This is a genomic window from Nocardioides sp. (genome assembly GCF_030655615.1).
In the GTDB taxonomy this organism is placed as follows: domain Bacteria; phylum Actinomycetota; class Actinomycetes; order Propionibacteriales; family Nocardioidaceae; genus Nocardioides.
Genome location: NZ_JAURVJ010000159.1, coordinates 1 through 12,708, shown reverse-complemented (window position 1 = coordinate 12,708; position 12,708 = coordinate 1). Strand labels below are relative to the sequence as shown.

Here is a 12,708-nt window from a genome sequence, read left to right as displayed (position 1 = left end):
CGGGTGGCCGACGGGGCGACCGCCGTCTCGGGCGCAGCGGCCGGGACGGCCGCCGTGCTCGACCCGGTCCGGGCCGCCGCCGTCAGGTCGCCGCGGAGCTCGGCGGCGTCGGCGTAGCGCGCGGCGGGGTCCTTGGCCAGTGCCCGGGCGAGGACGCGGTTGATCATCGCCGTCGCGGGGTCACCCCCGTCGGCCAGCTGGGGGACGGGCGCGTTCTGGTGGGCCAGGACCACCTGGGCCTCGGTGCCGCCGAAGGGCGGGGCCCCGGTGAGGCAGGTCCACAGCAGGCAGCCGGCGGCGTAGACGTCGCTCGCGGGGGTGGCGGGGGAGCCGTCGGCCCGCTCCGGTGAGAGGTAGGCCCAGGTGCCGGCGACGCCCCCGGGGCGCGTCATGCCGTCGGAGTCGTCGCTCTTGGCGATGCCGAAGTCGCACAGGTAGACGTGGAGGTCGGCCGCGGCGGGATCGCGGACCAGGACGTTGGTGGCCTTGACGTCGCGGTGCACGATGCCGATGCGGTGGGCGTCGTGGAGCGCGTCCGCCACCTGGGCGCAGACCGAGGCGGCCATCGCGCTGGGCAGCGGGCCGCGCTCCGCCAGCAGGCCGCCCAGGTCGCCGCCGGCGACGTACTGGGTGGCGATGTAGGGGACGCCGTCCTGCTCGCCGTGGTCGAAGATCTGGATGATGTGGGGCGAGTCGAGGCGCGCCAGGGCCTCGGCCTCGTGGGCGAAGCGGGCCCGGAACTCGTCGCTGTCGGCCAGCACGGCAGTGACCACCTTGAGCGCCACGGGGCGCTGGAGCACCGTGTCGGTCGCGAGGTGGACGACCCCCATGCCGCCCTGGCCGATCTGGTGCTCGACGCGATAACGACCGTAGGTGAGGGACACGGCCGGGACGCTACCCCGCCCGCGTCCGGCCGGAACGTCAGCCGGCGATCGGACCCGAGCCGTCGACCGGCTCGAGGGTCAGGCTCACCGAGTTGATGCAGTAGCGGTCACCGGTGGGGGTGCCGTAGCCGTCGGGGAAGACGTGACCGAGGTGCGAGCCGCAGCTGGCGCACCGGACCTCGGTGCGCTTCATGCCGAGGGTGCTGTCGTCGATGTACTCGATCGTGTCGGTCACCGGCTGGTAGAACGACGGCCAGCCGCAGCCGGAGTGGAACTTGGTGTCGGACTCGAAGAGCGTGGCCTGGCAGGCCTTGCACTTGTAGACACCCTTGGTCTCGGTGTCGGTCAGCTTGCCGACGAACGCTCGCTCGGTGCCGGCCTTGCGCAGCACCTGGTACTCCTCGGGCGAGAGCTCGGCTCGCCACTCCTCGTCGGTCTTCTCCACGTCGTAGGCCATGCCGTCAAGCCTACGGGTGGCCGCCCACTCCTGCGGTCGGTGGCGGCGTCCGAACGGCCAGGCGAGCTTCACCCTGCCGAGGCTACCCGCGGCCCCTCCGCCCGGGGCCTCGCGGCACTAGGGTCGGGCCATGCCCAAGACCCCTGCCGCCGAGGTCGAGGCCGGGGGACGCGCCGTGCGCGTCTCGAGCCCCGACCGGGTGATCTACGAGGCCACCGAGCGCACGCCCGAGGTCACCAAGCTGATGGTGGCGCAGTACTTCGCCAGCGTCGAGGACGGCCTGATGCGGGCGCTGCGCGACCGGCCGACGGCGCTGGAGCGGTGGACCTCGGGGGTGCGCGAGGGGATGAAGCTGGCCACCGGTCCGCAGGACCGTGACGCCGACGCGTTCTACCAGAAGCGCGTGCCCAAGGGCGCTCCGGACTACCTCGAGTCGGTCCGGATCACCTTCCCCAGCGGGCGCACGGCCGACGAGATCTGCCCGACCGAGATCGCGGTGCCCGTCTGGTGCGCCCACATGGGCGCGCTGACCTTCCACCCGTGGCCGGTTCGTCGCAGCGACGTCGACCGGCCCGACGAGCTGCGCATCGACCTCGACCCGCAACCCGGTACGACGTTCGCGGACGCCGTGCGCGTCGCCGGGCTGGCCGACGAGCTGCTCCGCGAGCTCGGGCTCGTCGGCTACCCCAAGACCAGCGGCAACCGTGGCGTCCACGTCTACGTCCGGATCCGGCCCGACTGGGAGTTCACCGACGTCCGGCACGCCGCGATCGGCTTCGGCCGCGAGCTGGCCCGCCGCGACGACGGCGTCACCGTCGAGTGGTGGAAGGAGGAGCGGGGTGAGCGCATCTTCGTCGACTTCAACCAGAACAACCGCGACCGCACCATCGCCTCGGCCTACTCGCTGCGCCCGGTCTCGGGGGCGGCGGTCTCGACGCCGGTGACCTGGGCCGAGCTGGCCGACCTGCGCGACCCCAAGGAGTTCAACCTCTTCACGGTGCCCGACCGCGTCGCCGACGGCGATCCGTGGGCCAGCATCGACGACACGGCCTACTCCCTGCAGCCACTCCTCGACCTCTGGGAGGAGCAGGGCGCCGTCGAGCTCAGCTTCCCGCCCGACTACCCCAAGATGCCGGGGGAGCCGCCGCGGGTGCAGCCGAGCAAGAAGGTCGCCGACCACTGGGACGCCGACGGCAACTTCATCGACCCGACCGACCGGTGAAGGGGCTGACGTCTCGCCCTTCCGGGTGACTACGACCACTTCTGGCCCGATTTGACCATTCGAATGCCCGAGTTCCGTTGACGGCAGTCAGTCAACAGTTGTTCACTGAACCGGTGACCAGCGACACCAAGCCTCCGCGCAGCAGGGTCAGCTGGGAGCGGGTCCGCAGGAGTGCGGACAAGCTCACGACACCCCTGCTGCCCGACGACTACCTCACCCTGCTCAACCCGCTGTGGAGCTCGCGCGAGCTGCGCGGCCGGGTCGAGAGGGTCATCCCCGAGACCGAGGACGCGGCGACGCTGGTCATCCGTCCCGGGTGGGGCTGGCGCTACGACCACCGCCCGGGCCAGTACGTCGGCATCGGGGTCTCGGTCGAGGGTAAGTTCCACTGGCGCTCCTACTCGGTCAGCTCCCCGCCCAAGCGCTCGGGCCGCACGCTGTCGATCACCGTGCGGGCGATGCCCGAGGGGTTCCTGTCCGACCACCTCGTCAACGGTCTCGAGCCCGGCACGATCGTCCGGCTCGCCACGCCCAACGGCGACTTCGTGCTGCCCGACCCGCCGCCGGCCCGGTCGCTGTTCCTCGTCGGCGGCAGCGGCATCACTCCCGTCATGGCGATGCTGCGCACCCTCGACCGCCGCGGCACGATGGGCGACGTCGTCCTCCACTACTCCTCGACCACGCCCGAGCGGATGATCTTCCGCGACGAGCTGCGCCGGCTGCACGACAAGCACGAGAGCCTCACGGTCCACGAGTGGTTCTCCGAGGAGAGCGGCATCTTCGGGCTCGCCGGCCTCGCAGAGGTCGTCCCCGACTGGGCCGAGCGCGAGACGTGGGCCTGCGGGCCCGGCCCGATGCTCGACTCGGTCGAGGAGCACTGGGAGAAGCACGACCTCGAGGACAGCCTGCACCTCGAGCGCTTCTCGCTCCAGCTCGGTGGCGAGGGGGGCGAGGGCGGTGAGATCACCTTCCAGAACTCCGGCAAGAAGGTCGAGTCCGACGGCGCCACCACGGTGCTCGAGTCCGGCGAGGAGGCCGGCGTCGGCATGCCCTACGGCTGCCGGATGGGCATCTGCCACACCTGCACCGTCACCAAGATCTCCGGCACCGTGCGCGACCTGCGCAACGGCGACGAGTACGACCAGCCCAACGAGCAGGTGCAGACGTGCGTGACCGTCCCGGTCGGCCCCTGCACCCTCAACATCTGACCCACCACCTGATCGATCACCTGACCGACCAACGAAGGGACCCCCGTGGCTATCGCGGACGTCAAGGAGTACACCCACCTGACCGAGGCCGACGTGGAGGCGCTCGGAGCCGAGTTCGACAAGATCCGTGAGCGCGTCGAGCAGGCGCGTGGCGCCAAGGACGCCGCCTACATCCGCCGGGTCATCCGCACCCAGCGCTGGATGGCCGCGGCGGCCCGGATCGGGATGATCGTCAGCTCGCCCCTCGACCCGAAGGTGCGCCGGCCCGTCCTGGCCGCGAGCGCGATCTCGTTGGGCCTGGCCAAGATCCTCGAGAACATGGAGATCGGCCACAACGTCATGCACGGCCAGTGGGACTGGATGAACGACCCCGAGATCCACTCCTCGACCTGGGAGTGGGACACCGGCCAGCCGGCCGAGCAGTGGAAGCACAGCCACAACTACATCCACCACCAGTTCACCAACGTGCTCGGCTTCGACAACGACATCGGCTACGGCGTGCTGCGGATGGCGCGGGAGCAGAAGTGGCACCCGGTCAACCTCGGCCAGCCGGTCTACAACGCGCTGCTCGCCGGGCTCTTCCAGTGGGGCGTCGCGCTGCACGACCTCGACCTCGAGGCGATCCGCAAGGGCAAGAAGGACCCGCAGGAGATGAAGCGGCAGCTCAAGCAGATCGCCAAGAAGGGCCGCAACCAGATGTTCAAGGACTACGTGCTCTACCCCGCACTCAGCGGCAAGGAGTGGAAGTCCACGATGAAGGCCAACGTCGCGGCCAACTTCATGCGCAACGTGTGGTCCTACATGATCATCTTCTGCGGCCACTTCCCCGACGGGGCCCTCCACTTCACCGAGGAGGAGCTCGAGGACGAGACCCGAGCCGAGTGGTACCTGCGCCAGATCCTCGGCACGGCCAACTTCGAGGGCGGCAAGCTGCTGCACATCATGAGCGGCAACCTCGGCTACCAGATCGAGCACCACCTGTTCCCCGACCTGGTCAGCAACCACTACGGCGAGATCTCGCCCGAGATCCGCGCGCTCTGCGACAAGTACGACATCCCCTACACGACCGGTCCGCTGCATCGGCAGTACGGCCAGGTCCTGCGCACCATCCACAAGCTGGCGCTGCCCAACAAGTTCACCAAGGCCGACGGTCCCCGGACCGACGTCGAGGTGGAGGTCGAGCAGAGCCGCCAGCACCGTCACGAGGACCGGCAGCAGCGGCGTACCGAGCTCGGTGGGTGGTCCCGGTCGCAGGCGTCCGCACGGGGGTGACCGACCTGGTGACCGACCTGTTCGCCTGGGACGAGGGCGTCCTGCTCCGCCGCAAGGTCACCCAGTGCGCGCTGTCGCGCGTCTGCGGTGGCTGCGGCACCCCGCTCGGCCGGCCGATCGCGTTCGTCGGGTCGGCCGACGAGGTGGCCCGCAACGAGTTCCACGCCCCGCCGCTGCACGCCACCTGCGCCGACGACGTACGCCGGGCGCTCGAGCCGTCGTGGGAGGTCGTGCTGACCTCGGGCTTCGAGTTCGTCCGCCCGGCGTCGGACGACCTCGACCCGCTGGCGAGGTTCCAGCCCAACTCCCTCATCGGGTGACCCCGGACGGGTCCTATAGCCTCGCCCGGGTGAAGAAGGTCCTCGTCGTCACCGGCTCCGGCCGGAGCGGCACCAGCAGCGCCGCGGGCACGTTGAAGCGGTTCGGCTTCCACATCCCGCAGCCTGAGGTCGAGACCGACGACCGCAACCCACGCGGCTACTACGAGCCGCTGTGGGTCGCGGAGTTCCACAAGCACTGGCTCAACGGCATCCCCGTCCGCACGATCGACAGCCGGCCACACGCCGGTGACGTCGCGATGGCCGACGTGACGCCCGAGCGGGAGGAGACGCTGCGCGCCTGGCTCGCCGACGAGCTGGCGCAGCGCCCCAACGGCGACGTCGTGGTCATCAAGGAGACCCGGGCCTACTGGGTCTACCCGCTGTGGGAGCGCGTGGTCGCCGCGACCGGCGCCGAGCTCGCCAGCCTGACGATGCTGCGCCACCCCACCCAGGTCGTCCGCTCGCGCGACTCCGCCTACCTCAGCGGCCGGTCCGACGACCTGCGCCTCGAGCGCGAGACGACCAACGTCGCGGCCTGGATGAACTCGGTCTTCGTCACCGAGCGCGCCACCCGCGGCAACCCACGCGCGTTCGTCCCCTACTACGACCTCATCGGCGACTGGCGGACCGCGATGACCCGCGCCTGCGACCAGGTCGGCGTCGACCCCGGCGACCTCAGCGGCCCCCACTCCGTCGACGACTTCGTGACCACGTCGCTCAACCGCTCGGCCGCCACCTGGGACGGCCTGACCGTGCCCGCGGTGCTGGTCGACCTGGCCGAGCGCACCTGGGCCGCTGCCCACGTGCTGGTCGAGGAGCCGGCCGACGCCGAGGCGATGGCCACCCTCGACGGGCTCGCCGCCGACTACGCCGAGCTCTACCGCACCTCCGCTGCGATCGTCTCCGACGAGACGTCGTCCGACCTGCTGGCGCTGCGCACCGAGCTCGAGGGGCGGCTCGCGGTCAAGAACGAGCGGCTCGAGAAGCTCCGCCGCAAGCTGCGCGAGGCCGAGGCCCGCGCCGACGGGACGGCCTCGTGAGCCGCGTCGTCCTGGTCGCCGGCGCCGGTCGCAGCGGCACCAGCACCGTCGCCGGCGCACTGAGCATGCTCGGGCTGCACCTGCCCGAGCCGCAGGTGCCGGCCGACGAGACCAACCCGCGCGGGTTCTACGAGTCGCAGTGGGTCGTCGACTTCCACAAGGCGATCCTGCGCCGCAGCCCGGTCGTCCGCACCCTCGACTCGCGCCCCGAGGCCGCCGAGCTCGCCCGCGGCCTCCCGACCGAGGTCGACGCCGACGAGCTCGACGAGTGGCTCGGTGAGGCGCTCGCGCAGGCCCGGCAGGGCCAGGTCGTCGTCAAGGACCCGCGGGCCTTCTGGTTCCACGACCTGTGGCGCGCGGCGGCGACGCAGCGCGGTGCCGGCCTGGGCTTCGTCACGATGCTGCGCCACCCCGTCGAGGTCGCCAAGTCCCGCGACACCCACTACACGCCGACCGACCGGGGCGAGAGCTTCCGCCGCCAGCGGGCCACCGCCAACATCGCGGGCTGGGTGCACGCGTGCCTGGTGACCGAGGAGGTCACCCGCCCCGACCCGCGCGTCTTCGTCCGCTACGTCGACCTGCTCGCCGAGTGGCGACCGGTGCTCGCCGACGTCGGCGCCCGCCTCGACCTCGACCTCGACCTCGAGACCGGCGCGCCGCTCGTCGACGCCTTCATCGAGCCGACGCTGCGTCGTTCCGAGACCACCTGGGACTCCGTCGACGTCCCCGACACGCTGCGCGCCGTCGCCGAGGGCACCTGGGAGCAGATGCTCCGGCTCGTCGACGACCCGGCCGACCCCGGCGTACCCACCGAGCTCGCGCGGCTGCGCGCCGACTACGAGCGGGTCTTCGACCACGCCGTCGGCGTCGCCCTCGACCACACCCAGGCCCGCGAGGTGCACGTGCGGCGCCGCACGCGCGGCAACGTCCGCGAGGACTTCGAGTCCAAGATCGCCGAGCTCGAGCAGCAGCTCGAGGAGGCCCACCTCGGCACGAGCGACGAAGACCTCGATGACCGGCCGCGCGGCTTCTTCGGGCGCTTCCGCGGCTGAGGAGCTCGTCGTGGCGGCCCGGCTCGGTCCGGCCCGTAGGGGCGGTGCGTCAGCCACCGTTCTGGGTCGTGGGGATAGGGGTTTCAGTGGCTCACTGACCGCTCGACCGGCCCGGCCCGGCGCGGTCCGGCCCGCGGGGGCGGTGCGTCAGCCACCGTTCCGGGTCAGAGTGACCGGGATTGGGTGGCTCACTGACCGCTCGACCGGTCCGGCCCGGCGGAGCGGTGCGTCAGCCACCGTTCCGGGTGACGGCGACTCGGGATTCGGTGGCTCACTCACCGCTCGACCGGCCCAGCCCGTGGGCGCGGCCCGGCCCAGGGAGGCCTACCGCTCCCAGGGCGCGGCGATCGGGAAGTACGCCTCGAGGAACTCCGCCACCAGCACCTCGACCTGGGCGGGGTCGCGACCGAAGTCGTGGCTGTCGCCCAGGCAGAAGCCGCCGCGCTCGCGGCGGAGCAGGTCGATGAGGCGTCGGCGCACGACGGTCTCGGTGATGTCGACGAAGGCGTAGTCGGTCTCGCCGACGTGGGCCGCGCCCGTGAGCAGGCCGTGGTGCTGCGCCAGCGACGACAGCACCGAGACGTCGGTCGCGGAGCGGAACGGGGCACGGGTGGTGGCGTCGACGGCGGACGCGTACCGCTCGGCCACCTCGCGCAGCGTCGAGACCCGGTGGGCGTAGGGCGCGTGGACCAGGGTGTTGACCGTGGTCGCGCCGAAGGCCTCGGACAGCAGCCGGCGGTTGTTGTCGGCGGCCAGCGCCCAGGGCAGCACGCCCTGGCCGGGCAGCCCCACCACCGTCGACGACGGGAACACCGCGGGGGACCCCGCCGGGCTGAAGAACGCCTCGGGCCAGGTGGGCGCCCCGACGAAGAAGTCGTCGTTGAAGTAGACGAAGTGCTCGGCCAGGCCGTCGATGCGGTGGACCACCGACTCGATCGCGTGGGAGTTGAAGGTCGGGAGCGCGTCGGCCGGCAGCAGGTCGCGGTGGTCGACGAGGTGGATGCGCGGGTGGTCGACGTCGAGCCAGGCCGGGACCTGACCGTCGGTGACGACGTGGATCGTCCGCACCCACGGCGCGAAGAGGTGCAGGCTGCGCAGGGAGTAGCGCAGCTCGCCGCGGTCGACGTAGCGGGCGCGTCCGCTCGCGGCGCGGGTCTGGGTCGTCGGGTCGCCGGTGACCTCGGCCAGGCGGGCGATGCGCCGCGCCTCCCAGGCCTCGTCGGAGCCGTCGACCCAGGTGTAGACGACGTCGACGGGGAAGCGGACGTCGTAGACGGTCGGCGCGGCCATCGCCGCCAGGGTCGGCACCTCGACGTCGTGCACGCGCACGGGCACGGTGGTGGCGCCGCGGGGGACCGACGTCGTCCAGGTGACGTGACCGGGTACGGCGTGCAGGTCGCCGTCGGGACCGGTCTCCCAGAACTCCACGGCCACCTCGCAGCCGCGGCCGAGCAGGGTGCCGCGCTCGCCGTCGGGGCCGTCGGTGCGCGGCCAGGGGTCGAGCAGCAGCCGGCCGGTGCGAGCGCGCTGCAGCGGCCCGACCATCTCGGCGGCGGTGCCACGGCGACTCGGCCAGCCGCGGTGCTCGGGGTCGTGGACGGAGACGTAGGACGGCAGCACGCCGGACTCGGCCAGCCCCACCAGCCCCGCGACGTACGACGACCGTGCGGCCATCGGCAGCACCACGGTCACGGGCCGACCGGCCCGTCCGGGCACCACGAACCACCCCTCCGCGAGCGGGCCGAGCCCGGTCGCCAGGGCGGTCGCGGCGGCGAGGGTCTCGTGGCGTGCCTGCTCGGGGGTGACGCCGACCCCGTCGCGGCCCAGCGGCGCGCGGTCCTGGTGGATCGCGACGGCGTCGACGCGGCCGACGGCGACGGCGGCGGTGCGGCCGGCGACCGGCGTACCGCCTGCGGCCCCACCGATCGGGACGCGGCGGCGCAGGGCGTCCTCGAAGACCTCGATCCAGCGCGAGGCGATGGCCTCGCCGTCCCAGGTCGCAGCCTTGGTGAGCGCGGCCGCGCCCATCCGGAGCCGCTCGGCCGGGTCGGTCGCCAGGCGCAGGATCGCGGCGGACAGGCCGGCCTCGACGCCCTGGGTGACGAGGAGGCCGTCGACGCCGTGGTCGATCTGGTCGCGGGGCCCGGTCGGCATGTCGTAGGCGATCACCGGCACCCCGGCGGCCATGGCCTCCTGGATCACCAGCGGGAACCCCTCGCCGGGCTGTGACGTCAGCGCCGACAGGCTCGCGCGCGCCCACTCGGCCTGCATGTCGGAGGTCGGCCCGGGCAGCTCGACGCGGTCGTAGAGCCCGAGCTTGCGGACCATGCCCATCGTCTCGAAGCGCCCGTGACCCTCGCCGAAGATGCGCAGCCGCCACTCGGGGATCCGGTCGGCGACGGCGCCGAAGGCCCGCACCAGCACCGGCCACTGCTTCTCGCTCGCCAGCCGGCCGACGCCGACGATCACCGGCTCGGTGAGAGGCGAGCGCGGGCGGAAGCCCGGCGCCAGGGCGTTGGGCACGACGACGACCTCGGGGCAGTCCGAGCCCAGCTCGACGCGCAGCCAGTGCGCCATCGGCTCGGTCAGCATCGCGACCACGTCGGCGCGCCGGGCGACGTCGAGCAGCAGGTGGCGGCTGTTGGGCCGCGAGTGCGAGGAGCGGTGCTCCTGGTGGACGACGACGGTGCGCGCCGGCGCGAGCTGCACGGCGTAGGTCAGCATCGCCGGGGTCACGGTCACGAGCACGTCGGACCGCAGCGCGGGCAGCGCCGCCTCGAGCGCCGCGTCGACCCGCGCGTCGAGCCCGGGGTCGGCGTTGTCGGGGATGAGCAGCGGGGTGCGGCCGCGCAGCGTCTCGAGGCTGTTGTCGACCAGGTCGCGGACGACGACGCCGGGCCCGAGCGGGAAGTGGGTGCGGCCCTCGGGCGGGAAGACGCTGAGGATCTCGACGTCGACGCCGCGTCTCGCCAGGGCGTTGGCCTGGGTGACCACGGCGCCGGCCGTGCCGCCGATGTCGTGGACCGTCGCGATCAGGAACGAGACCTTCACGAGGCGCCTCCCTCGCGGCGGAAGAGGGCCAGCCGGCCGTCGCGCAGCCACCGCAGCTCGAGGTCGGGCGCCGGCAGCGTCGGGAAGGCGGTGGCGTAGTGGGGGCGCTCCATCACGTTGCGGGCACGGGCGACCGCGACCCCGTCGGCCTCGAGCGGCAGGTTGGTCTCCAGCCGCAGGCCGGGCACGTCGCCCAGGACCACCACGCCGTCGGTGACCGGCAGCGTCACCCCGCCGACGGTCACGGTCGTGAGGGGTGCGGGTGACCCCAGCCGGACCGCGACGCCGTCGTCGACGGTCGTGATGCCGAGCACGACGACCACCGGCGCGACGGGGGAGCGACGTACGACGACCCGTCCGCCCTCGTCGTGCACCGACAGCTGCCACCGCCGGTCGGCGGTGACGGGGGCGTCGAGGGTCGGGGTCTCGGGCCGGGGCGCCCAGGCCGCGGTGACGGGCTGGTGCTTGCGGCCGTGGGCGAGCCACAGCTCCACCTCGCGCGCGGGGTCGTCGGCCAGCGCGGCCGCGACCGGCACGACGGCGGTCAGCAGCGTCTCGTCGCCGTGGGTCTCGCTCACCACGTCGACGGCCACGTCGGGTCCGCCGTCACGCACGAGGACCAGCGACTCGGCGCCGCGCACGGCGAGCCACAGGTGCTCGCCGTCGGCGACGCGGGCGTGCACGGCCTCGGCGGACGAGCCGGCCACCCGGCCGGGGACGACGCGCGACAGGATGCCCATTCAGCCACGCTCCCACGGCGCGGCCACGGGGTAGTAGCGCTCGAAGAAGTCGGCCAGGCTGCGGTCGAGCCGGCCGGCGCCGAGCGCGTGGTCGTGGTGGTCGCCCAGGCACACGAAGTCCTGCTCGCGACGCAGGGTGCGGCGCAGCTGCCCGTCGGCGTTGGCGTTGGCGAGGTTGACGAAGGTCAGGGGGTGCTCCTCGAGCGAGGCGACGAAGGCGGTGCCGGTCAGCAGCCCGTAGTGCTGGGCCAGCGAGCTGAGGGTGGAGATGTCGGTGCCGCTGCGGAACGGCGAGCGCGCGGTCGCGGCGAAGGCGTCGGGGAACCGCTCCTCGAGCGCCGTCAGCACCGAGACCCGGTGGGCGTAGGGCGCGTGCGCCAGGTTGCGCAGCGTCACGGCGCCGAACGCGTCCTGCAGGAGGCGGCGGTTGTTCCATGCCGCCCGCAGGAACGCGGGGGCGTCGGCGACGGCGCCGTCCGACGAGGCGAGCCCGACGTTCTGCCGCGAGAAGAACACCGACGTCAGCCCGGCGGGGCTGAACAGCGCCTCGGGCCGGAGCGGCCGGCCGAGCAGGAAGTCGTCGTTCAGGTAGACGAAGTGCTCGGCCAGCCCGGGGACGCGGTGCAGCGCGGTCTCGATGGCGTGGGAGCTGAAGGTCGGCAGCGCCTCGGCCGGCAGGATGTCGCGGTGGTCGACGACGTTGATCGCGGGGTGCTCGACCGCGAGCCACGACGGCACCTGCCCGGCGGTGACCAGGTGGATGCGCCGCACCCACGGGGCGAAGAGGTGCAGCGAGCGCAGCGAGAAGCGGAGCTCGCCGCGGTCGACGTACCTCGCCCGCCCGCTCGACGCCCGCGTCTGCGCGACGCCCGCGGTGTCGCCGGTCAGCGCCGCGAGCCGGTCGGCCCGGGCCGCGTCCCAGACGGGGTCGTCGCCGTCGACCCAGGTGTAGACGACGTCGACCGGGAAGCGGACCTCGGTCGCGGTCGGCGCCAGCATCAGCGGCAGCGAGCGGACCGTCACGCCGTCGACCTCGGCCTCGACCACGTCGCCGGCCAGCACCGCGGGCGGGATCCGGTCGGCGTAGGGGTTGCGGCGCGGCGCCACCAGCGAGCCGGACGGGTCGGTCTCCCAGAACTCGATCTCGACCCCGCAGCCGGTCGACAGCAGCGACGGCGCCCCGTCGACGAGCGGCCACGGCTCGAGCCCGACGACCGACGTACGGCCGCGCCGGAGGTCGGCGGCCAGGGCCGCCACCGGTCCTCGACGCTCGGGCCAGCCGGCCTCGGCCGGGTCCCGCAGGCAGAGGTACGCCGGCCCACCCGGTCGGGCCAGCGCGTCGAGCACCGCGGCGCGCGCCTCGACCGGCACGACGACGGTGGGCGACGGGTGCTCGTGGGCGGGCACGACCAGCCAGGTGTCGGTGGCCGACCGGGCGGCGTCGACCGCCCAGGCGAGCGCG

General features: G+C 73.1%; 11 protein-coding genes. 6 read left to right on the top strand and 5 right to left on the bottom strand.

Going from position 1 to position 12,708, the window contains the following annotated elements:
- Together Q7T52_RS13335 and msrB are read right to left on the bottom strand one after the other, a co-directional pair.
- Positions 1–884, bottom strand: an 884-nt coding sequence (locus tag Q7T52_RS13335) for a serine/threonine-protein kinase (protein ID WP_304803257.1), incomplete at its 3' end; no start/stop codon positions are given.
- A gap of 37 nt (positions 885–921) precedes the next feature.
- Positions 922–1,341 carry a peptide-methionine (R)-S-oxide reductase MsrB gene (gene msrB / locus Q7T52_RS13330; protein ID WP_304803255.1) on the bottom strand — a complete coding sequence of 140 codons (420 nt, stop codon included), beginning with the start codon at positions 1,339–1,341 and terminating at the stop codon, positions 922–924.
- Between the two features lie 130 nt (positions 1,342–1,471).
- Here msrB and Q7T52_RS13325 point away from each other — a divergent pair, with 130 nt between their 5' ends.
- The 6 genes from Q7T52_RS13325 (at position 1,472) to Q7T52_RS13300 (ending at position 7,455) form a co-directional block, all read left to right on the top strand.
- Entirely contained in the window at positions 1,472–2,563 is a 1,092-nt protein-coding gene (locus Q7T52_RS13325; protein ID WP_304803253.1) for a DNA polymerase domain-containing protein, read from the top strand.
- A gap of 113 nt (positions 2,564–2,676) precedes the next feature.
- Positions 2,677–3,771 (top strand): ferredoxin reductase, encoded by a 1,095-nt coding sequence (locus Q7T52_RS13320; RefSeq protein ID WP_304803251.1) that lies wholly within the window; start codon positions 2,677–2,679, stop codon positions 3,769–3,771.
- 45 nt (positions 3,772–3,816) lie between these two features.
- The gene (locus Q7T52_RS13315) at positions 3,817–5,043 is read left to right on the top strand and encodes an acyl-CoA desaturase (protein WP_304803249.1); all 1,227 of its coding nucleotides are present in this window, start codon (positions 3,817–3,819) and stop codon (positions 5,041–5,043) included.
- On the top strand, positions 5,040–5,363 hold the full coding sequence (locus tag Q7T52_RS13310; RefSeq protein WP_304803247.1) for a hypothetical protein: 324 nt from the start codon (positions 5,040–5,042) through the stop codon (positions 5,361–5,363). The genes Q7T52_RS13315 and Q7T52_RS13310 overlap by 4 nt, the downstream gene beginning before the upstream one ends.
- A gap of 29 nt (positions 5,364–5,392) precedes the next feature.
- On the top strand, positions 5,393–6,403 hold the full coding sequence (locus tag Q7T52_RS13305) for a hypothetical protein (RefSeq protein ID WP_304803246.1): 1,011 nt from the start codon (positions 5,393–5,395) through the stop codon (positions 6,401–6,403).
- Positions 6,400–7,455, top strand: a complete 1,056-nt coding sequence (locus Q7T52_RS13300) for a sulfotransferase family protein (RefSeq protein ID WP_304803244.1) — start codon at positions 6,400–6,402, stop codon at positions 7,453–7,455. The genes Q7T52_RS13305 and Q7T52_RS13300 overlap by 4 nt, the downstream gene beginning before the upstream one ends.
- Before the next feature lie 324 nt (positions 7,456–7,779).
- Here Q7T52_RS13300 and Q7T52_RS13295 read toward each other — a convergent pair whose 3' ends face one another.
- From Q7T52_RS13295 to Q7T52_RS13285, 3 genes are all read right to left on the bottom strand, one after another.
- Positions 7,780–10,506, bottom strand: coding sequence for a stealth conserved region 3 domain-containing protein (locus Q7T52_RS13295; RefSeq protein WP_304803242.1), 2,727 nt, complete (start codon positions 10,504–10,506; stop codon positions 7,780–7,782).
- Positions 10,503–11,246 (bottom strand): hypothetical protein, encoded by a 744-nt coding sequence (locus Q7T52_RS13290; protein ID WP_304803240.1) that lies wholly within the window; start codon positions 11,244–11,246, stop codon positions 10,503–10,505. Before Q7T52_RS13290 ends, Q7T52_RS13295 begins: the two co-directional genes overlap by 4 nt.
- On the bottom strand, positions 11,247–12,708 hold a 1,462-nt coding region (locus tag Q7T52_RS13285; RefSeq protein ID WP_304803239.1), incomplete at its 5' end, for a stealth family protein.

Excerpts from the sequence above, each read along its gene's own strand:
- msrB (WP_304803255.1), bottom strand. The coding sequence starts at position 1,341 with ATGGCCTACGACGTGGAGAAGACCGACGAGGAGTGGCGAGCCGAGCTC.
- Q7T52_RS13290 (WP_304803240.1), bottom strand. The coding sequence starts at position 11,246 with ATGGGCATCCTGTCGCGCGTCGTCCCCGGCCGGGTGGCCGGCTCGTCC.
- Q7T52_RS13325 (WP_304803253.1), top strand. The coding sequence starts at position 1,472 with ATGCCCAAGACCCCTGCCGCCGAGGTCGAGGCCGGGGGACGCGCCGTG.